This is a genomic window from Arthrobacter sp. 7Tela_A1 (assembly GCF_049311065.1).
Classification (GTDB): domain Bacteria; phylum Actinomycetota; class Actinomycetes; order Actinomycetales; family Micrococcaceae; genus Arthrobacter_B.
In genome coordinates this window covers 49,200-69,517 of record NZ_JAXIOO010000001.1, presented here as the reverse complement: position 1 = coordinate 69,517, position 20,318 = coordinate 49,200, and the positions used below count along the sequence as shown (strand labels likewise).

The following is a 20,318-nucleotide window of genomic DNA, read 5'->3' as shown; positions in this document are numbered from 1 at the left end:
GTCCTTCCGTGCTGGATTTTTCTGAGGGAGATACGGGCGGAGTGTCAGTTGGTCTTGGTGACGTCTGCCAGATGAAGCGAGAGTCCGGTGGAGAAGTCCACGCCCTCCACGCCTTCCTGGACGGCACCTACCGCGGGAGCTGCGAACGTCCACAGCGCCAGGTTCTGCTCGTTGACGTATTCGCTGGCTTCGATCAGCAGCTCTTCGCGCACTTGCTTGTCCATTTCGGTGCGGGTCGGGTCGTAGAGCGCCTTCCATTCCTCAGACGAGTTCATGCGCGAGATGGTGGTAAAGCCCCGGTCGATGTCGTAGATGCCGTTGAAGGACAGCCCGCGGTAGAGGATGTCGGCGTCCGTGGTGCCGCGTGCCTGGACCACCCACTCCGCGATTTCAACGAGGTTCAAATGGACCTTGAAGCCGGCCGCCTCAAGCATCTGGCCCATGGCTTCGTAGAGGTTCTTGTTCTGGCTGGACTGTCCGGTGATGGTGATCTCCGTGCCCACGGCCCCTTCGGCCTCCACGATTTTCTTCGCTTCCTCCAGGTTGAAGGCAGGGCGCTTGAGGTCCGGCGAGTATCCGGTGACGCCTTCGAGGGCGAGCTGGCCGTCTTCAATCTCGCCTGCCCCGGCTGTCATGGAAGCGGTCAGCGCTTCGGCGTCTATCGCCAGGTTCGCGGCCCGGCGCAGTTCCGGGTTGGCGAAGGCACCCTTGTCCGCGTTGAACTGGAAGAAGTTCAGGCTCCCGCCCCATTCCGTGGAGACGTCGTAGTTGCCGCCGAGGACCTGGATGGAGTTCGGACCAAGCTGGTGGGCGATGTCCACTTCCCCGGCTTCGAAGGCGGACTGCAGGGAGGTCTGGTCTGAGAACGTGCGGAGCGTGAGGTTCGGGGTGGCCGGCGCCTGGCCCCAGTAGTCCTCGTTGGCGGTGAGCGTGACGCTCTGTCCGGCGTCGAACGCGGTGATTTCGTAAGGCCCGGTCCCGGCGCCGGAAGTGTTGAAGCCTTCTTCCGTCCAGGCATCCGACGGCGCAATGTAAGCCAGGCTCAGCTGCGAGAGCAGCAGCGGAGTGGGTTCGGTCGTGACGATTTGGACCTCATAGTCGCCAAGCGCGGTTACGGAGGCGACCTGGGAGAGGTACGTGGCCGGCTGGTAACCCTTTTCCTTGATGGTTTCGAGTGAGAAAACTACGTCTTCGGCGGTGAACGCACTGCCGTCGTGAAACGTGACGTCCTCGCGCAGTGTGAAGGTCCAGGTGAGTTCATCTTCCGCGAGTTCCCAGCTCTCCGCCAGAAGGGCCTTGCCCTCGCCTGTGGACGGATCAACCGTTACCAGCGGTTCGTAGGCGGCCAGCAGCCAGGTGCCGTAATAGGACATCAGCGGGTTGATGGCGTTGGTGCTGACGATCGAACCGACGGAGATTGAGTCGGCGGCTTCCCCGCTGGAACCGGCGGAACTGCCGCAGGCTCCCAGGGTCAGGGCACCGGCAAGGCTGAAGGCGGCGCCGGCAAAAAGGCGGCGGGACCGGGGTGTTTTCATGGTACTTCTCTCTCGCTGGGGAGGTCCGCATGTAGCCCACGGACGGTTTCTGGGCAGGATCGGGTAGGGCAGGGTGACAAAGTACAAGGCGGGCGCCTCTGGAAGGCCGGCGCCGGGGGCCGTTACGTCAAGGCAGCGCTGACACGTTCATCGGAGCTCAGGACCGAGCCGTAGACCCGGGAAGCCAGGCGACGGCGTTCAGCCGTGAGCCTCCCGGCGAGAGGCCCCTCCGGAACAGCGCCGTCAACAGCTCCGGGGACCAGGGCGCCGGACCGCTCCAGCTGGTCTTCCAGAACGAGCACCCGGTCCTTGAGGATCCAGAGTTCGCTGGTGAGTTCGAAGACCATCCGGGCGACGTCGTCGAGGCGGTTGTCGCCCAGGTAGGTCGGGCGGTTGGGGACATCTCCACCGGCCATGTTTGTTGTCCTTTGCTGAAGTCGGAAAGTGGGGAGTTGGGGTCAGTCCAGCGGCTTGCTGGCCAGGGTGATCCAGGGGTACTTGCGTTCGCTGGCACCAAAGGACCGGGTATCCGTGAACCCGGCGGTCCGCAGCATGCCGGGCAGGTCCATCGTCAGGGCGTCCCGCCAGTAGGGCTCTCCGCGGTTTTCTGTTTCCCAGTCGAGGATGACGGCCCGGAATGCGTCGTGCTCTTCGTAGGGGGCCACCTCGCAGATCATGAGGTCTCCGCCCGGAGCCAGCAGCCGGAAGGCCTCGTGCAGGATCTCCTGGTTGGATTCGGTGGGGACTTCGTGCATCAGCGTGTAGGCGGTGACGAGGTCTGCCGTGCCGCCCTCCAAACGGGTGTCCTCAGCCGGTGCCTGGTACCAGTCGACGGCTGTGCCGGCCTCGGAGGCCAGGGCATGCGCGTACTTCAGTGAACTGGCGGACAGCTCGACCGCGGTGATTTTGGCTTCCGGATACGTCCGGGACAGCGCCGCGGTAAAACGTCCCGTGCCGGCACCGAGTTCGATGATCCGTTCGTAGCTCTCGCGGGGCGCGCAGCGTGCACTGACGTGGCGCTGGTCGTTGAGGTTCTCGTCGTGGCGCACGGCACCGACCCCGCCGGGCCGCAGGATGTAGCCGAAGACGAGTTCGTGGATGGCTGGACCCATGAGCTCATGGCCGTCCCATCCTCCAGGGGCCAGGTGGAAACCGTTCTCCCAGTATTCGGGAGCTTCGAACTGAGGATTGAGGGTCAGCGAGCCGGCGGGTTCCCTGGATCCGACCCAGCTGATGATGTGGTCCCGGGCAGCTTCGGCCGCGGGCAGCGCCCGCACATATGCTTCCTCCGCTACCCAGCGGGTGAGGAAACGGTCGAAGGCCCACGCTGCGCTGTCGGCGAGGTGGTGTTCCACCGAGGCTTTGCGCTCCAGGATGGCCACCGGGGGCTGTGGTTCGGCCGCGCGGTATTCCGACGCCGCGCGGGTCTGCAGGACGCCGCCTGCGTAGGACTGGGTTGCGCCCAGGAACTCAAGCCCGGCCCGGGATGCCTGTGTCAAGGGAATCTGCACTGCGCACTGCCTCTCTGCCAACATTCTCGTTATGTAGGAATCTAATACCCACATTTGGAGAGAACTGACGGAAGCGGCGTTAATTTACCTCGTCGTAACAAGGAGTTTTCACAGCGTGCGGTTTCGTTTCGCGGAGGGGCCGGACCCTCCGCAATATGTCGTCCTTTGTCTAAGTTATCGCCGCCGGCCAGCGGGTTCGCAGCCGGTTACCCGGAGTTACCGGCGTACCGCGTATCCGTCCCCGGTCCACATCAGAGCGGTCCGGGTGAAAGTGGCTACCACGGTGCCGTCCTGGTTGCGGCCAGTGTGCTCCAGCGTGACGATTCCCTGTCCGGGCCGGGACCCGGAGAGGCGCTTGCCCGCTACCCGGGTCTGCGAGTACAGGGTGTCGCCGTGGAAGAGCGGATGGGGAAAGGCGACGTCGGTCAGGCCCAGTTGGGCAACGAGGGTTCCCTGCGTGACCTGGCCCACGGATTGTCCGACCATGACGGCCAGCGTCAGCATGGAATTCACCAACCGCTGGCCGAACGGCTGCTCAGCACTGTAAGCGGCGTCCAGGTGGAGTGCCTGCGGGTTCATGGTCAAGGTGCTGAACAGGACGTTGTCCGCCTCGGTCAGCGTCCGCCCGGGCCGGTGGTCGTAGACCGTCCCGGGTTCCAGTTCCTCGAAAAAGAGGCCGCGTTGCACGACGACGCGTGCAGTCCCGGCGCCAGTCCCGCCCCGGCTGCCGGCATCAGACGCCAAGGGCCACCTCCAGCGGAGCGCCGGTGGCCGCCACAACCTCGTCCACGCTGACTCCCGGGGCGGTCTCACGCAGCACCAGGGACTCCGGTCCCACCTCGATCACTGCGAGGTCGGTGACAATCAGGTTCACGCAGCCCCGGCCGGTGAGCGGCAGGGAGCACTCCTGGACGATCTTGGGCGCACCGCTGCGGTCCATGTGCTCCATCATGACGATCACCCGCTTGGCGCCGAAGACCAGGTCCATGGCGCCGCCCATGCCCTTGACCATCTTGCCGGGAATCATCCAGTTCGCCAGGTCCCCGTTGGCTGCAACTTCCATCGCTCCGAGCACGGCGACGTCCACATGCCCGCCGCGGATCATGCCGAAGGAAGCTGCGGAGTCGAAGTAGGCAGCACCGCGGTTTACCGTCACGGTTTCCTTGCCTGCGTTGATCAGGTCCGGATCCAGCGCAGCTTCGTCGGGATAGGGCCCCACGCCGAGAATGCCGTTCTCGGAGTGCAGCACCACCTCTACCCCCTCGGGGATGAAGTTAGGAATGAGGGTGGGCATGCCGATGCCCAGGTTCACGTACTGCCCGTTTTCGAGCTCCTGCGCCACCCGGGCCGCGAGCTCATCGCGTGTCAGAGCCATTACTTCTCCTCCCCTGCGCCTGCGGTCTGCGGCTTTTTCGCTGCGGCCACCGTGCGCTTCTCGATTCGTTTTTCACCCGGACCGGCCAGCACGACGCGCTGGACGAAGATGCCCGGCACGTGGACCTCGGCAGGATCGATCTCCCCGGGTTCCACCAGTTCCTCGACCTCGGCGATGGTGATCTTTCCGGCCATCGCGCAGAGCGGATTGAAATTCATGGCGGAGGCGTGGAAGACGAGGTTTCCGTGGCGGTCGCCCTTCCAGGCGTGCACGAGGGCAAAGTCGGGGGTCAGGGATTCCTCCAGGACGTAGTCCCTGCCGCCGAAGCAGCGGACCTCCTTCGGCTCCGATGCCTGCGCCACGCCGCCCTCGGCGTCGTACTTCTGCGGCAGGCCTCCGTCGCTGACCTGGGTCCCGACGCCGGCAGAAGTGTAGAAGGCGGGGATGCCGGCTCCACCGGCGCGGAGCTTCTCGGCCAGGGTCCCCTGCGGGGTGAGGACCACCTCGAGTTCACCGGCGAGGAACTGCCGGGCGAACTCCTTGTTCTCCCCCACATAGGAACTCACCGTGCGGCGGATCCGGTGGTCGGCAAGGAGCAGTCCCAGCCCCCAGTCGTCCACCCCGCAGTTGTTGGAGACTGTTTCCAGGTCTTCCGCGCCCTGGGCGTGCAGCGCGTCGATCAGGGCTGCGGGGATTCCGCAGAGTCCGAACCCGCCCACGGCCAGGGAAGCGCCGCTGGGGATATCTGCCACGGCCTCCGCCGCCGTGGCTACTGTCTTGTCAATCATGGAGCCGTCCGTTCGTTAATCGCCGTTGACCAACCGGTTACGTGCTCAAAGCCCCAGTTCGCGGGCAATAAGCATGAGCTGAACCTCAGAGGTACCTTCACCAATCTCGAGGATCTTCGAGTCACGGTAATGCCGTGCCACCGGGAACTCGTTGATGAAACCGTAGCCGCCAAAGACCTGGGTCGCATCCCTGGCGTTGTCCATGGCAGCTTCCCCGGCCACGAGCTTGGCCATGGCGGCCTGCGTCTTGAACGGTTTGCCCGCGAGCATCCGTGCCGCGGCGTCGTAATAGGCCAGCCGGGCGGTGTGGGCCCGGGTCTGCATGCGGGCGATCTTGAAGGCAATGGACTGGTTGCTGCCGATGCTGGTGCCGAAGGCCTGCCGCTCGGAGGCGTAGCGCAGCGCCTCGTCCACACAGCCCTGTGCGGCGCCGGTAGCCAGGGCGGCGATCGCGATCCGTCCCTCGTCCAGGATCTGCAGGAAGTTGGCGAAACCGCGGCCTTCGGAGCCCAGCAGGTTCTCCCGGGGCACCCGGACGTTGTCCAGGGTCAGCGGATGGGTGTCGGAGGCGTTCCAGCCCACCTTGTTGTAGGCCTTTTCCACGGTGAACCCGGGGGTGCCGGAGGGAACCATGATGGTGGAGATGTGCTTGCGCACCGAGCCGTCGGGGTTCTCCGAGACGCCGGTGACGGCCGTGACAGTCACCAGGGACGTGATGTCGGTGCCGGAGTTGGTGATGAACTCCTTGCTGCCGTTGATGACCCACTCCCCGCCGTCGAGCCGCGCGCTGGTCCTGGTGCCTCCGGCGTCGGATCCCGCCTCGCGTTCGGTCAGTCCAAAGCCTGCGAGCGCGGAGCCCTCGGCCAGGGCCGGCAACCACCGCTGCTTCTGCTCTTCGGTTCCGAAACGGTAGATCGGCATTGCTCCCAGCGAGACGCCGGCCTCCAGGGTGATGGCCACGGACTGGTCCACGCGGGCCAGCTGCTCCAGGGCCAGTGCCAGGGCGAAGTAGTCTCCGCCCATGCCTCCGTACTCCTCCGGGAACGGCAGCCCAAAGAGGCCCATCTCGCCCATCTGCGCGACGACCTTGTACGGGAAACTGTGTTCCTCGTCGTGCCGGGCAGAGACGGGCGCGACGACTTCGTCGGCGAACTCCCGCACGGTATCGGAGAGCACCTGGTGCTCTTCACTCAGTTCAAATCCGGGCATGGCCTGCTCCTTCGGTTGGCGGTGCGGGGGTGGCAGGATCGCTGCCGTTCCGGGCTGCCTCAGCCGGCGTGATGGAGGCCAGGGCCTGGCCTGCCTTCACGAGGTCTCCGGTGCGCAGCGAGATCGACACCGTCCCGGCAAGGGGGGCGGTGAGCTGGTGTTCCATCTTCATCGCTTCGACGCCGAGCAGTACCTGTCCGGCCTCGACGGCATCTCCGTCCTGGACCGCGACGGTGACGACGGTTCCCGGCATCGGCGAGCGGAGCACCGGGTCCACAGCGCCCTCGGCGCGTCCGGACGCTGCCATCCGGGCCCGCAGCCGCTGTCTCCGGTCAGGCAGGCCCAGGACCGCAGTGTATCCCCCGCGGGAGGTCCACAGCTCGGCGCCGGTTTCCGGGCTTCCCGGTGTGTGGGCAAAGCGCAGGGGATAAACGACGCCGTCCAGCGCCAGCCGCGCCTTCCCCGCCGCGGCGTCCGGTCCAATCTCCAGCGACGCGGTGCGCGGCGCCCCGGCGTCGATCCGCACCTGGGCGGACCGGGGCGTACCCGTGACTTCCACGGTGTGTGCGGCCCCGCCGGCAGTGACGGCGACGCTCAGCGGACGTGTCCCGCCAAGCCGCCATCCGTCGGCCCGGTGCCAGGGCGACCCTTCAGACGCCGAATCGGCCCGCGGAGACGGCTGCCCCGTTTCCTGCAGCGCTGCCAGCCGCAGCAGCCCGGCTGCGGCGAGTTCAACGTCGTCCGCACTTCGGAACTGCAGTCCGGGCAGGCGCCGTTCGATCAGGGTGGTGTCCAGGTCCCCTGCCTGCACGTCGGGGTCGGCGAGCAGCAGGCGGAGGTATTCAATGTTGGTTCCGATACCCAGGATCACCGTGTCCGCGAGCGCTGCATCCAGCCGGGCCAGAGCACTCTGCCGGTCGGGCCCCCACGCGATGACCTTGGCAAGCATCGGGTCATAGCTGGAGGAGACCCGCTGGCCCTGCACCAGCCCGGAATCGGTGCGGGTTCCCTCCCCCCGGGCTTCTGCCAGAAGCTCCACGGTTCCGGCGGTGGGAAGAAAGCCCTGCGCCGGGTCTTCGGCGTAGACCCGTGCTTCCACGGCGTGGCCGGTCAGCTGCACCTCCTGCTGGGAGAGATCCAGGACCTCCCCGGCGGCAATCCGGACCTGCCATTCGACCAGGTCAATCCCGGTCACCATCTCGGTGACCGGATGCTCCACCTGCAGCCGGGTGTTCATTTCCATGAAGAAGAACTCATCCGGCGCCTGGCCCGAGACCAGGAACTCCACTGTTCCGGCGCCGGTGTAATCCACCGAGCGCGCCGCCTCGCAGGCCGCTTCGCCGATACGTTCCCGGGTGGCGGCGTCCAGCAGGACCGAGGGCGCCTCTTCAATGACCTTCTGGTGCCGGCGCTGCAGCGAGCACTCGCGCTCGCCCAGGTGAATGACGTTCCCGTGCGTATCGGCCAGCACCTGGACTTCGATGTGGCGCGGCGCCTGGATCAGACGCTCCAGGAACAGCGTGTCATCCCCGAAGGCCGACGCCGCCACCCGCCGGGCGGAGGCAAGGGCGGCGGGCAGGTCGCCGGGCTGGGCCACGGCCTGCATGCCTTTTCCGCCGCCGCCTGCCGATGGTTTGATCAGCAGCGGATAGCCGACGGAGTCTGCGGCGGCCAGCAGTTCCGCGTCGCTGAGTCCGGGCTCCGCGAGACCCGGGATCACCGGAACCCCGTAGCCGGAGACGTGGTTCTTGGACCGGATCTTGTCCCCCATGAGTTCCAGGGCCTTGACCCCGGGGCCGATGAAGGCGATCCCGTTGTCCTGCAGCAGACGTGCGAAGGAAGCGTTCTCGCTCAGGAACCCGTAGCCGGGGTGGACGGCTCCGGCCCCGCTGGCCAGGCACGCGGCGAGCACTGCCTCCGCGTCCAGGTAGCTGTGCCGTGGATCCGCGGGGCCCAGGCGGATGGCGCAGTCGGCTTCGCGCACGTGCCGGGCACCGGCGTCGTCCTCGCTGTACACCGCGACGGTGCGAAGTCCCATGCGTTTCACGGTGCGGATCACCCGGCAGGCGATTTCGCCCCGGTTGGCAACCAATACGGTGTCAAAAGTCATGTCGTCACATCCGGAAAAGGCCGAAGGAGGTTTCGGGCAGCGGAGCGTTGGCACATACGTCCAGCGCCAGGCCCAGGACCCTGCGGGTGTCGCGGGGGTCGATGATGCCGTCATCCCACAGGCGGGCGGTGGAGTAGTAGGGACTGCCCTGTGCCTCGTAGTCCTGGCGGATCGGTTCCCGGAAGGCTTCCTCTTCCTCGGAGCTCCATTGCTCTCCGCGGGCCTCCAGCCCGTCACGGCGTACGGTGGCCAATACCGACGCCGCCTGGTTGCCGCCCATCACGGAGATCCGGGCCGCAGGCCACATCCACAGGAATCTCGGCGAATAGGCACGTCCGCACATGGAGTAGTTGCCGGCACCAAAGGAGCCGCCCACCACCACCGTCAGTTTCGGAACCCGCGCCGTGGCGACGGCGGTGACCATCTTGGCTCCGTGCTTCGCGATTCCGCCCGCCTCGTAGTCACGGCCGACCATGAACCCGGAGATGTTCTGCAGGAAGACCAGCGGTATGCCGCGCTGGTCGCACAGTTCGATGAAGTGGGCGCCCTTCTGCGCCGATTCGCTGAACAGCACGCCGTTGTTGGCGATGATCCCGACCCGGTGTCCGTGCAGGCGGGCGAATCCGGTGACCAGGGTGGTGCCGAACTCCTTCTTGAACTCGTGGAAGGAGCTGCCGTCGGTGATGCGGGCGATGATCTCGCGGACGTCATAGGGGGTCTGGAGGTCCGTGGGAACGGCGCCGTAGAGTTCTTCGGGATCGACGGCCGGTTCGACGGCGGCCACGGGCGTCCACGCCGGGACCGGGTCGGGGAAGGTCTCGGCGATGTCCCGGACGATTTCCAGCGCGTGCTCGTCGTTCTCGGCCAGGTGGTCGGTCACTCCGGAGGTGCGCGAGTGCAGTTCCCCGCCGCCAAGTTCCTCCGCGGTCACCACTTCACCGATCGCGGCTTTCACCAGCGGCGGGCCGCCGAGGAAGATCGTGCCCTGGTTGCGCACGATCACCGTCTCATCGCTCATGGCCGGCACATAGGCTCCGCCCGCGGTGCAGGAGCCCAGGACGGCAGCAATCTGCGGGATCTTGGCCGCGGACATCTTCGCCTGGTTGAAGAAGATCCGGCCGAAGTGCTCCCGGTCGGGGAAAACCTCATCCTGCAGGGGCAGGAACGCGCCGCCGGAATCCACCAGGTAAATGCAGGGCAGGCGGTTCTCCAGGGCGATCTCCTGTGCGCGGAGGTGCTTCTTCACGGTTAGGGGGTAATAGGTGCCGCCTTTGACCGTCGCATCGTTGGAGATCACCATGACCTGCCGCCCGTGGATCAGGCCGATGCCGGCGATCACCCCGGCCGCGGGGCATTCGTCCCCGTACATCCCGGTGGCAGCGAGCGGAGCGATCTCCAGGAAGGGGCTGCCGTCGTCGAGAAGCTTCTCCACCCGTTCACGCGGAAGCAGCTTGCCGCGGGCCGTGTGGCGTTCACGGGAGCGCTCCGGGCCACCCTGCGCCGCCAGGTCCAGGCGCTTGTGCAGCTCCTGGGCGAGGAGGCGCTGGGCGGATTCATTGGCCGCATAGGCCGCTGACCCGGTGTCCAGTCCGGTGGTAAGGGTCTCCATCGACTTCCTTAGATTGGGGTGGAACGGGACCTGCGCCGCGACCGGCGCCGGTTAATGCCCGCTAACCCGAATCAGGTTAGTGGCTATTAACTGACCTGTCCACCACAATGGAAGACGTTGCCCACGTTCAGGACCGGGAAAGGCAGGCATGGAAGTCACGAAAAGTACACCGCACGCCACTACGGGGCGCAGTGCGGCCAAGGCGTCCCGCCGCGCCGCCATGCTCGACGCCGCAGCGGCCTTGTTCGCTGAACGCGGGTACAACGGTGTTTCCATTGAGGAGCTTGGCGCCGCTGCCGGAGTGAGCGGACCGGCGGTATACCGGCACTTCAGCGGCAAGGCTGCTGTTCTCTCGGCCCTTCTGGTCGGGGTCAGCAAGGACCTGCTCGAGGGCGGAATCGCCGTCGTCGCCGAATCCAGCACGGCGGAGGAAGCGCTCACCGGCCTGATTGAGTTCCAGGTGGACTTCGCCCTGCGGCAGTCCAACGTGATCCGCGTCCAGGACCGTGACCTGGCCAGCCTGCCCGAAGACGACGAGCGCACGGTCCGGTCCCTCCAGCGCCAATACGTGGAGGTCTGGGTAGATGCAATCTCCGCCCTGCACCCGGATTCGGGACTGCCGCTGCTGCGCCACCGGGCGCAGGCTGTCTTCGGGCTGATCAACTCCACCTCCCACACGCTGACCAGCAAAACCACGGCGCGTGAGACCGTTCGCCTCCGTGATCTGCTGGAGCGCATGGCATGGGCAGCGCTGAATGCCTAGTAGGCTGGAGCAAACACCCCGAGCAGAAAGACCTGCCGTGATTGAGCTTCGTGCCGTAGTACCAGCGGACCTGGATGAGTTCTTCAGCCACCAGCTGGACCCGGGCGCCAACCATATGGCTGCCTTTGCCGCCAAGAATCCGTCCGACCGTGGCGTCTTTGACCTCCACTGGCAGCAAATCCTCAGTGACACCGGTATCACCGTGCGCACCATTGTGGCTGACGGGGAGGTAGTGGGCTCGATCCTCGCCTACCGCGAGGGCGACGTCCCGGAGATCAGCTACTGGATCGACCGTTCCCGCTGGGGACAGGGAATTACGACGGCGGCGGTCGGCCTGTTCCTGGAGGAGTTCCCGGAGCGTCCCATCCGTGCACGCGCCGTGGCGGACAACGTCAGCTCCATCCGCATCCTGGAACGCTATGGCTTCAAGGTCATCGGCGAAGCACAGAGCTTCGCCAATGCCCGGGGCGCTGTGGTGCGCGAACTGGAACTCGAACTGGCGTAGCACCGAGGCACAGGCTTCGAAAGGCCTCCTTCCACGCGGTATTCCGTCGTGAAAGGGGGCCTTTCTGCTTAAGCGTCTCCGGTGTCCGGCCAGACTTAGTCCATCGCCAGGACCATCGCCGGTTCGGCGAGTACGTCCCCGATGTCCCGGAGGAATGCTGCACCTTCCGCTCCGTCCACCAAGCGGTGATCGAAGGAGAGGCTCAGCGTTGTCACTTGCCGGAGCGCAATCCCGCCCTCGTACTCCCAGGGCTGGTTCCGCACTGCGCCGAGGGCCAGGATCACTGCCTCGCCGGGATTGAGGATTGGGGTCCCGGCATCTACGCCAAAGACGCCCACGTTGGAGATGGACACGGTTCCACCGGCAAGCGCGGCCGGCGGGGTGCGTCCTTCCCGTGCCGTCCGTGCGAGGTCCGAGATAGCCAGGGCCAGTTCCCGTAGTCCCAGGTCCTGGGCGTCCTTGATATTGGGCACCATGAGTCCCCTGGGAGTGGCCGCCGCAATGCCGAGGTTCACGTACCGGTACCGGATGATCTCCCGTGCAGCCTCATCCCAGCGGGCGTTCAACCCCGGGTGGCGGCGCAGCGCCAGGCAGACTGCCTTGGCAGCCAAAACCAGCGGGGTGAGCCGAACGCCGTCGTACTCCTTGCGTGCCCTCAGCTTTTCCAGCAGGGTCATCGATGGCGTGACATCCACCGTGAGGAAGACTGTGGCGTGCGGCGCAGTAAACGCACTGGCAACCATGGCCGCCGCCGTGTGTTTCCGAATACCTGCGATCGGCACCCGTTCCTCACGGCCCTGGCCCAGGTGCGGCGCATCTGCAACTACTGGCTGGGCACTGGCATGCATTTCGCGGTCATCCGTCGAGCCGGCTGCTGCTTCCACGTCGGCACGCAGGATCCGCCCTTCCGGTCCGCTGCCGGAGATGCCCGCCAGGTCGATGCCCAGGTCCCGGGCGAGCTTGCGTACCGGCGGTGTGGAGCGCGGCCGCTCGGACAGCACCTCGGCACTGCCGGCCGGAACCCCGGCAGGCGGAACGGGCACGGTTACCTGGACCGGGGGTATGGGGAGCGTTTGGGCTGGATGAGCGGCCAGGCCCGGACGCGGCCTGCGCGCCGGGCGGCCCGCCTTGTCCGGTTCCGCGCCGTAGCCAACCAAGGTGGGCTGCCTGCGCGGGGCGTCCTCCGCCGGCGCTGCCCCTGCCGTCACGGACGTCCCGTCCGGATCCGCAACGTCAAAGCTAATGATCGGGGAACCGACCTCCACCACCGTTCCAACGGATTCGTGCAGCCTGGCCACCACGCCTTCAAAGGGCGACGGAAGTTCGACGACAGCCTTCGCTGTCTCCACCTCGGCGATGACCTGGTTCAGGGTGACGGACTGCCCTTCGGCAACACGCCAGGAGAGGATCTCGGACTCAGTCAGGCCTTCCCCGAGGTCCGGAAGCCGGAATTCGCGGATCATGCCTGCACCCCTGCCAGCGCGCGGGGGCGGTCCTGCGAGTTCGGGCGGCGCATGACCCGGTCCACTCCGTCCAGGATCCGGTCCAGGTCCGGCAGGTGGTGCTTCTCCAGCCGGGCCGGCGGATAGGGGATGTCGAATCCGGTAACGCGAACGGGTGCATGCTCCAGAAAGTCGAAGCAGCGCTCGGTGATGCTCGCGGCGATCTCTGCTCCGAGTCCGCCGGATTGCGCTGCCTCATGGGTGATGACCAGCCGGCCGGTTTTCCGCACGGAGGCTTCGACGGCGTCGTAATCCACCGGTGACAGTGAGCGCAGGTCGATCACCTCAACGGAGATGCCTTCGTCGGACGCTGCGACGGCGGCGTCCAGGGCCGTCATCACCAGGGGACCGTAGGTCACCAGGGTCACGTCACTCCCCGTCGCGGCCACCAGTGCAGCGCCCATCGGCAGGGCACCGTCCAGGGTCCGGCTGACCTCACCCTTGGTGTGGTACCGGCGCTTGGGCTCGAAGTAGAGCACCGGGTCATCGCTGGCGATGGCCTGGCGGATCATCGTGTACGCATCCTGGGGGTTGGAAACGCTGACCACCCGCAGGCCGGAGGTGTGGGTGAAGTAGGCCTCCGGGGACTCCGAGTGGTGCTCCGGAGACCCGATGCCGCCGCCGAAGGGAACCCGTATGGTCAGCGGCAGTTTGACGGCACCCCGCGTGCGGTAATGCATCTTGGCAACCTGCGAAACGATCTGGTCGAAGGCCGGATAAATGAATCCGTCGAACTGAATCTCCACTACGGGGCGGTATCCCCGGAACGCCAGCCCGACGGCGGTCCCCATGATCCCGGATTCTGCCAGCGGCGTGTCCATCACCCGCCTGGGGCCGAACTCCGCCTGCAGTCCGTCGGTGATGCGGAAGACCCCGCCGAGCTTGCCGATGTCCTCACCCATGAGAAGCACCTTCGGATCCTCGGCCATGGCGTCGTGGAGGCCCGAGGTAATCGCGCGGCCAAAACCCATGCTGCTCATCGTGTTCCGCCTTCCGCGGCAGGCTCCATCATCGAGCGGTACTGGCGGTAATGCTGCTCTTGGCGGTCCAGCCAGCTGTTAGGTTCGGCGTAGACGTGGGCGAACACCTCGTCGGGGCCCGGGTCCGGCAGGCCCAGGCAGGCCGCCCGGAGTTCGGCGGCGAGCGCGTTGGCGTCTTCTTCCACTGAGGCATCGAAGGCGTCGTCGAATTTTCCCTGTCCGCGCAGGTAGGCGGAGAGCCTGCTGATGGGATCTCTTTCCTGCCATTCGAGCACTTCGGCCTGGTCCCGGTAGCGCGTTGGGTCGTCGGCGGTGGTGTGCGGACCCATCCGGTAAGTGACGGCCTCGATGAAGGTGGGCCCTCCCCCGCTGCGCGCCCGGTCCAGTGCTACCCGGGTAGCGGCGAGAGTGGCCAGGACGTCGTTGCCGTCCACCCGGATGGCCGGGATACCGAAGCCGGGCGCACGGTTGGAGACGGGAATCTGTGCCTGCAGGCCTACGGGCTCGGAGATGGCCCACTGGTTGTTCTGGCAGAAGAAGATCACCGGAGCCTGGAAGCTGGCCGCAAAGACCATGGCCTCGTTGACGTCTCCCTGGCTCGTGGCGCCGTCACCGAAGTAGCTGATCGCGGCATCGTCCATGCCGTCCTGGGCGATGCCCATCGCGTAACCGGCGGCGTGCAGGGCCTGGGCGCCAATGATCACCTGGGTGGGTGCCATGTTGACGGAATACGGGTCCCAGCCACCGGCCGCGTTGCCTCGCCAGACGCGCATGAGGTCGGCGTGCCCGACGCCGCGGCAGTAGGCCACCGCATTCTCGCGGTAGCTGCTGAAGACAAAGTCGGAGCTGCGCAGCGCCCGGGCGGAACCGACCTGGGCGGCTTCCTGGCCCAGCAGCGGAGGCCAGAGCCCCAATTCGCCCTGCCGCTGCAGCGACGTCGCTTCCGTATCGATCCGCCGCACCAGGACCATGTCCCGGTACAGTCCGCGCAGGACTTCGGCGTCAACGTCGTCGACCCAGTGGTCGTAGAGCTCATCCGGTACGCGCGTTCCGTCAGGGCGGATGAGCTGGACGTACGGGTTGCGGGGTTCCGTCCCGGTGTTTTCGGGATGGTCTACCGGGATATGCAGGGACACTTTGATACGCATCCTTCCGTGTTGGGGCCCCTGGGGTGGCGGGGTCCGAACCTGATGCCCGGGCGCCGTTGCCCGGATAGATGTGACCCTACTCACACCGCGCAGGTGGCACAACCACGCGTCTGCAAACTGCGCATCCTGCCCTGCCAACGGGATTTTCACCGTGCTACCGTTGCGCACTATGCAGATTCTGGACATTACCGATTTCCGGGTCCTGCGGGCCATGGCAACCGACCCGCGGCGCACCGTCGTCGCGCTCGCGTCGCGCCTGGGCATCTCGCGGAACACCGTCCAGGCCAGGCTCTCGCGGATGGAAAAGAAGGGCGCGTTCCTTTCCTTTGAACGTCGCATCAACCCCGTGGCCCTGGGATATCCGCTGATGGCGTTCGTGCACGTGCACGTCCAGCAGCAGCGCCTGTCAGATATCACTGCCGACCTGTCCGACATCCCCGAGGTGGTGGAGGCCCATGGACTCACCGGAGCCGCGGACATCCTGCTGCGGATCGTGGCCCTGGATGCCGAGGACCTGTTCCGGGTGAACAAGGCGATTCTTGCCGTGCCCGGCGTCGAACGCTCTGACACCACCCTCGCCATGGGTGAACTGATCCCCTACCGGGTGGCACCGCTGCTTGACCGCGGTCCGGCAGCCGGCGCCGAATAGCCGGCGCCGAACAGGTTCACCGGCACACAAAAAGGTGCCCTCCCGGAAGGACCGGGAGGGCACCTTTTCCGTGCGGCCGAGACTAGTGGTCGACAGCCTTTTCAGCGCCGACGCCGGTGAGCGAGCGGACTTCCATTTCCGCCTGCTTCTCGGGCGACTCGTTATCCTTGCTGGTGACCGTTCCCAGCCAGCCCAGGAAGAAGGCCAGCGGGATGGAGACCAGGCCCGGGTTGTTCAGCGGGAAGATCGAGAAATCCATTCCGGTGATCATCGAGGTTTCCGCTCCGGAGACCACCGGCGAGAAGATGATCAGCACGATCGCCGATCCGAGGCCGCCGTACATGCTCCAGACAGCACCGCGGGTGTTGAAGCGGCGCCAGTAGAGCGAGTAGATGATCGTAGGCAGGTTGGCGCTGGCAGCCACGGCGAAGGCAAGGGCGACGAGGAACGCCACGTTCTGCCCCTGGGCGCCGATGCCGCCCAGGATGGAGACGACGCCGATCACCACAACGGTGCGGCGGGCGACCTTCACTTCGCCGTCGGCATCGACCTTGCCCTTGCGGACCACGTTCGCGTAGATATCGTGGGCGAAGGACGCGGCTGCGGTGATGGTCAGGCCGGCCACCACGGCCAGGATCGTGGCGAACGCGACGGCTGCGATGACGCCCAGCAGCACCGGTCCGCCGAGTGCGAAGGCCAGCATCGGTGCCGCCGAGTTCACGCCGCCGGGAGCCGAAAGGATGGTTTCGCGTTCGATCAGGGCTGCTGCACCGTAGCCGAGCACCAGGGTGAACAGGTAGAACAGGCCGATCAGCCAAATGGCCCAGACCACCGAGCGGCGGGCTTCCTTGGCGGTGGGAACCGTGTAGAAGCGCATCAGCACGTGGGGCAGGGCCGCGGTGCCAAGCACCAGGGCCAGGCCCAGCGAGATGAAGTCCAGCTTGGAGGTTTCGGACTTGCCGTACTGCAGTCCCGGATCAAGGATCGCGGCGTTGCCGGACATCTCGACGGCGGAACCGAGCAGCTCGGAAAGGTTGAAGCCGTTGATCGCAAGGACCCAGATGGTCATGATGCCGGCTCCGGCGATCAGGAGGCAGGCCTTGATGATCTGCACCCAGGTGGTGCCCTTCATGCCGCCTACGAGTACGTAGATGATCATGAGGCCGCCGACGACCGTGATGACCAGGGACTGGCCAAGCTTGGTATCGATGCCCATGAGCAGGGCCACCAGTCCACCGGCACCGGCCATTTGGGCCAGGAGGTAGAAGAAGCAGACAGCCAGCGTGGTCGTGGCCGCAGCAATGCGCACCGGACGCTGCTTCAGGCGGAAGGAAAGCACGTCCGCCATGGTGAACTTGCCGGTATTCCGGAGCATTTCAGCAACCAGCAGCAGGGCTACGAGCCACGCCACCAGGAAGCCAATGGAGTACAGGAAGCCGTCGTAGCCGTTGATGGCGATGGCTCCGACGATGCCCAGGAAAGACGCGGCCGAGAGGTAGTCGCCGGCTATTGCGGTGCCGTTCTGCGGTCCGGTGAAGGAGCGGCCGGCTGCATAGTAGTCCGCAGCGGTCTTGTTGTTGCGGCTGGCGCGCAGCACCACCACCAGGGTGACGGCAACGAACAGGCCGAAGATCAGCATGTTCAGCCAGCCGGTTTCCCGGACGGCGTCAGCGGTGACGACAGCGGGGATGTAGAGGGTGCTCATTTGGTGTCCTCCGGAAGGGAAACGCCCTTGGCTTCCAGCTCGCCGCGCAGGTCGGAGGCGATCGGATCAAGGCGGCGGTTGGCATAGCTGACGTACCACATGGTGATGCCGAAGGTACTGACGAACTGCAGCAACCCGAGGATCAGACCGATGTTGATGTTGCCAATGACCGGGGTGGACATAAAGTCATGCGCATAGTCGGCCAGCAGGACGTAGGCGAAGTACCAGACCAGGAACACTACGGCCATGGGGAAAATGAAGCTGCGCTGGCGCTTGCGCAGTTCCTGGAACTGCGGTGACCGCTGGACTTCCCGGAAGTCGACTGGTGCCGCGCTTCCGGGGTGTGATTGTGGCTGGGATTCAGCCATCTCTCCTCCTTGGGTAGGGCACGTACGGCGGTACGGCATCGCAGCCTGGAATCCATCGGGGATCCCGGACACCAACGCGCCGGTTGTGATGGGCATCACTTTTCCAAGCTGCGGGTCCCTGGGGCCACTTTCGCCGCACCTGCGTCGGTGAACGGAGCGATCCGTGCGCCCAACGGCATGCCGGGGTCCTCCGGCGCACCCCCGGAGTGGGTAGTCTGGTGGGCATGCCTGCAGCCGTCGACGTCGCCCTGGTCTGCGCCATTGCCGTGCTGACGCTCGCCGCCGTGGCGGCTTTGGGGTACCGCTTGAGCCGTTCCCAGCGCGACCTGGGGTCCGACGCCGAACGAGCCGCATATGCGACGCTGCACACAGCGTCACTCGCCTCCCGCCACCTGAGGTCCGGGCTCACTCCGGCCGGGGCATCGCGGGCCAGCCGGCACCTGCGCGGGCTGCTGCGCTGCGAAACACTGCTCATGACCGACACCGCTGCCGTCCTGGCCTGGGAGGGATCGCTGGCGGATACGCCCCAGCGCCGTGAGCGCGTGCTGCTCGCGGCCCGCTCTGTGCAGGACAGCGGCCGCACGAAAGTCTTCCGCGGCCCGGCGCTGCGCGCCCTGGGGCTGGACGACGGCGGCCAGCTGCTGATCTGCCCGCTGCGGGTCAACGGTGCCGCTGCCGGAACCCTGGGGATCTTCGCCCCGACGATCAGCGCCGGACTGATCCGGGCCACGAATGACGTAGCCGACTGGGTGGCTGCGCAGGTGGAACTGGCCGAACTGGACACTTCCCGCGCCCTGCTCATGGAGGCGGAGGTGAAGGCCCTGCGCGCACAGATCAGCCCGCACTTCATTTACAACTCGCTCAACGCGATTGCTTCCTACATCAACACCGACCCGGCGCGCGCCCGGGAACTGGTGGTCGAGTTTGCTGATTTCACCCGGTACTCCTTCCGGCGGCACGGGGATTTCACCACCCTCGCCGAGGAACTGACGTCGATCGACCGCTACCTGCTGCTCGAACGGGCCCGCTTCGGCGACCGGCTGAAGGTTTCCCTGCAGATCAGCCCCGAGGTCCTGGGCACTGTCATTCCGTTCCTCTCCCTGCAGCCGCTGGTGGAGAACTCAGTTCGGCACGGGCTGGAAGCCCTGGAAAGCGACGGCCACATCACCATCTCCGCGCGCGACGCCGGCGCGATGGCCGAAATAACCGTCGAGGACAACGGCGTGGGCATGGATCCGCAGAAGCTGCGCACCCTGCTGGCCGGGCACGCCGACGGTGACCACGTGGGCCTGCGGAACGTCGACGTCCGCCTGCGCCAGCTGTACGGCGACGCACACGGCCTGGTGATCGACACAGCCGTTGGGGCCGGAACCCTCATCACCATGAGAATCCCCAAGTCGCAGCCCGAACACCGGACCTGAACGAAGTAGTCTGTCTTCCATGCCGAAATCCGCAAAGCTGCTGAACGTGGTGGTGGCCGACGACGAAGCGCCGGCCGTAGAAGAGCTGGCCTTCCTGCTGGGCCGGGACGCCCGCATCGGCACGGTGCACCGGGCCTCCAGCGGAGCCCAGGCACTGCACGCGATTGAGACCGCCGACATCGACGCCGTCTTCCTGGATATCCACATGCCTGCCCTGTCCGGGCTGGACATCGCACGGGCGCTGTCCCGCAAGGAGCGGCCGCCCGCCGTCGTCTTTGTCACCGCCGACGAAGACCACGCCCTGGACGCCTTCGATCTCGCCGCCCTGGATTATCTCCTGAAGCCGGTCCGTCCGGAGCGGCTCACCGAGTCGGTGCGGCGCATCTGCGAGACGCTGGCCGGGACGGAAGCCGACGACGGCGACGTCGTCACCGTAGTGCAGGGCGCCACCACACGGATGATCCGGCGAGAGGACATCCGCTATGTGCAGGCCCAGGGTGACTACGCGCGCCTGCACACAGCCGATGCCAGCTACCTGGTGCGGATTCCCCTGGCCGAGCTGGAGACCCAGTGGGCTGACGCCGGGTTCCTGCGCATCCACCGCTCCTATTTGGTGGCCCGGCACCAGATCCGCCAGGTCAGGATGTCCGCCGGGCGGGCGAGCATCCGGATCGGTTCCGAAGAACTGCCGGTGAGCCGGCGGCACCTGCCCACCGTCCGCAGCACCCTGGCCTCCGGCAGGGTCAGGCCGTCTGCATGAACAGCGCGAACCTTCCGGAGCGGGTACGGGTCACGGCTCCGCGTGCCCCGGGCGCGGCTCCGGCCGTTTTCCCGGTGGCCCGGGAACTCGATGAGCAGTCCGAGGTCGGCGAGGTATTCCTGTCGTCCCTGATCCGTTCCCAGCTGCGGCTGGCGCTGGTGGTTGCCGGCGGTTTCGGCCTGATCATGGTGGGCGTGCCCCTGCTGCTGGCAGCCGTCCCCCAGCTGAACGCCGTCGAGGTATTCGGCATCCCTGTCCCGTGGCTGCTGCTGGGCCTGGGCGTCTATCCCCTCGTGATCGTCAGCGGCGCCTTGTATGTCCGAAGCGCCAACCGGAACGAAAAACGTTTCCAGGACCTGCTCGATGAAGGCTAGGGCTGC

At 66.3% G+C, this 20,318-nt stretch carries 20 protein-coding genes; 6 read left to right on the top strand and 14 right to left on the bottom strand.

Going from position 1 to position 20,318, the window contains the following annotated elements; all coding sequences use genetic code 11:
- Positions 1-44 precede the first annotated feature (44 nt).
- From TVB01_RS00330 to TVB01_RS00290, 9 genes are all read right to left on the bottom strand, one after another.
- Complete coding sequence (locus TVB01_RS00330) at positions 45-1,535, bottom strand: ABC transporter substrate-binding protein (RefSeq protein WP_422453203.1); 1,491 nt, start codon at positions 1,533-1,535, stop codon at positions 45-47.
- A gap of 122 nt (positions 1,536-1,657) precedes the next feature.
- A complete protein-coding gene (locus TVB01_RS00325; RefSeq protein ID WP_422453201.1) occupies positions 1,658-1,951 on the bottom strand; it encodes a hypothetical protein in 294 nt (97 codons plus the stop codon).
- 42 nt (positions 1,952-1,993) lie between these two features.
- Entirely contained in the window at positions 1,994-3,034 is a 1,041-nt protein-coding gene (locus TVB01_RS00320; protein ID WP_422453200.1) for a class I SAM-dependent methyltransferase, read from the bottom strand.
- A gap of 228 nt (positions 3,035-3,262) precedes the next feature.
- Complete coding sequence (locus TVB01_RS00315; protein WP_422453199.1) at positions 3,263-3,790, bottom strand: MaoC family dehydratase; 528 nt, start codon at positions 3,788-3,790, stop codon at positions 3,263-3,265.
- Positions 3,780-4,421 carry a CoA transferase subunit B gene (locus TVB01_RS00310; RefSeq protein WP_422453197.1) on the bottom strand — a complete coding sequence of 214 codons (642 nt, stop codon included), beginning with the start codon at positions 4,419-4,421 and terminating at the stop codon, positions 3,780-3,782. The genes TVB01_RS00315 and TVB01_RS00310 overlap by 11 nt, the downstream gene beginning before the upstream one ends.
- Positions 4,421-5,209, bottom strand: a complete 789-nt coding sequence (locus tag TVB01_RS00305) for a CoA transferase subunit A (protein WP_422453196.1) — start codon at positions 5,207-5,209, stop codon at positions 4,421-4,423. Before TVB01_RS00305 ends, TVB01_RS00310 begins: the two co-directional genes overlap by 1 nt.
- 45 nt (positions 5,210-5,254) lie before the next feature.
- The gene (locus TVB01_RS00300; protein ID WP_422453194.1) at positions 5,255-6,418 is read right to left on the bottom strand and encodes an acyl-CoA dehydrogenase family protein; all 1,164 of its coding nucleotides are present in this window, start codon (positions 6,416-6,418) and stop codon (positions 5,255-5,257) included.
- Positions 6,405-8,528, bottom strand: a complete 2,124-nt coding sequence (locus TVB01_RS00295) for a biotin carboxylase N-terminal domain-containing protein (RefSeq protein WP_422453192.1) — start codon at positions 8,526-8,528, stop codon at positions 6,405-6,407. Before TVB01_RS00295 ends, TVB01_RS00300 begins: the two co-directional genes overlap by 14 nt.
- A gap of 4 nt (positions 8,529-8,532) precedes the next feature.
- Complete coding sequence (locus TVB01_RS00290; protein ID WP_422453191.1) at positions 8,533-10,137, bottom strand: carboxyl transferase domain-containing protein; 1,605 nt, start codon at positions 10,135-10,137, stop codon at positions 8,533-8,535.
- Positions 10,138-10,285: 148 nt separating this feature from the next.
- Between TVB01_RS00290 and TVB01_RS00285 the strand changes: the two genes are divergently transcribed.
- Together TVB01_RS00285 and TVB01_RS00280 are read left to right on the top strand one after the other, a co-directional pair.
- On the top strand, positions 10,286-10,900 hold the full coding sequence (locus TVB01_RS00285; RefSeq protein WP_422453190.1) for a TetR/AcrR family transcriptional regulator: 615 nt from the start codon (positions 10,286-10,288) through the stop codon (positions 10,898-10,900).
- Between the two features lie 37 nt (positions 10,901-10,937).
- Entirely contained in the window at positions 10,938-11,405 is a 468-nt protein-coding gene (locus TVB01_RS00280; protein ID WP_227917344.1) for a GNAT family N-acetyltransferase, read from the top strand.
- Between the two features lie 95 nt (positions 11,406-11,500).
- Here TVB01_RS00280 and TVB01_RS00275 read toward each other — a convergent pair whose 3' ends face one another.
- From TVB01_RS00275 to pdhA, 3 genes are read right to left on the bottom strand one after another with little or no spacing between them, the layout of a single operon-like run.
- Positions 11,501-12,868, bottom strand: a complete 1,368-nt coding sequence (locus TVB01_RS00275; RefSeq protein WP_422453188.1) for a dihydrolipoamide acetyltransferase family protein — start codon at positions 12,866-12,868, stop codon at positions 11,501-11,503.
- Positions 12,865-13,887: an alpha-ketoacid dehydrogenase subunit beta gene (locus TVB01_RS00270; RefSeq protein ID WP_422453187.1), complete on the bottom strand. Its 1,023-nt coding sequence runs from the start codon at positions 13,885-13,887 to the stop codon at positions 12,865-12,867. Before TVB01_RS00270 ends, TVB01_RS00275 begins: the two co-directional genes overlap by 4 nt.
- Positions 13,884-15,035 carry a pyruvate dehydrogenase (acetyl-transferring) E1 component subunit alpha gene (gene pdhA, locus TVB01_RS00265; RefSeq protein WP_422453185.1) on the bottom strand — a complete coding sequence of 384 codons (1,152 nt, stop codon included), beginning with the start codon at positions 15,033-15,035 and terminating at the stop codon, positions 13,884-13,886. Before pdhA ends, TVB01_RS00270 begins: the two co-directional genes overlap by 4 nt.
- Before the next feature lie 169 nt (positions 15,036-15,204).
- On the opposite strand from pdhA, the gene TVB01_RS00260 reads away from it, so the two are divergent.
- Entirely contained in the window at positions 15,205-15,684 is a 480-nt protein-coding gene (locus tag TVB01_RS00260; protein ID WP_422453184.1) for an Lrp/AsnC family transcriptional regulator, read from the top strand.
- A gap of 82 nt (positions 15,685-15,766) precedes the next feature.
- Here the strand turns inward: TVB01_RS00260 and TVB01_RS00255 are convergent, their stop codons facing one another.
- Together TVB01_RS00255 and TVB01_RS00250 are read right to left on the bottom strand one after the other, a co-directional pair.
- Positions 15,767-17,389 carry a cation acetate symporter gene (locus TVB01_RS00255; RefSeq protein WP_422453182.1) on the bottom strand — a complete coding sequence of 541 codons (1,623 nt, stop codon included), beginning with the start codon at positions 17,387-17,389 and terminating at the stop codon, positions 15,767-15,769.
- Entirely contained in the window at positions 17,386-17,757 is a 372-nt protein-coding gene (locus TVB01_RS00250) for a DUF485 domain-containing protein (RefSeq protein WP_422453180.1), read from the bottom strand. The genes TVB01_RS00255 and TVB01_RS00250 overlap by 4 nt, the downstream gene beginning before the upstream one ends.
- A gap of 224 nt (positions 17,758-17,981) precedes the next feature.
- Here TVB01_RS00250 and TVB01_RS00245 point away from each other — a divergent pair, with 224 nt between their 5' ends.
- From TVB01_RS00245 to TVB01_RS00235, 3 genes are read left to right on the top strand one after another with little or no spacing between them, the layout of a single operon-like run.
- Positions 17,982-19,178 (top strand): sensor histidine kinase, encoded by a 1,197-nt coding sequence (locus tag TVB01_RS00245; RefSeq protein WP_227894849.1) that lies wholly within the window; start codon positions 17,982-17,984, stop codon positions 19,176-19,178.
- A 37-nt stretch (positions 19,179-19,215) separates the two neighbouring features.
- A complete protein-coding gene (locus TVB01_RS00240) occupies positions 19,216-19,938 on the top strand; it encodes a LytR/AlgR family response regulator transcription factor (RefSeq protein WP_422453380.1) in 723 nt (240 codons plus the stop codon).
- A complete protein-coding gene (locus TVB01_RS00235; RefSeq protein WP_422453178.1) occupies positions 19,935-20,312 on the top strand; it encodes a hypothetical protein in 378 nt (125 codons plus the stop codon). The genes TVB01_RS00240 and TVB01_RS00235 overlap by 4 nt, the downstream gene beginning before the upstream one ends.
- Positions 20,313-20,318: the final 6 nt, after the last annotated feature.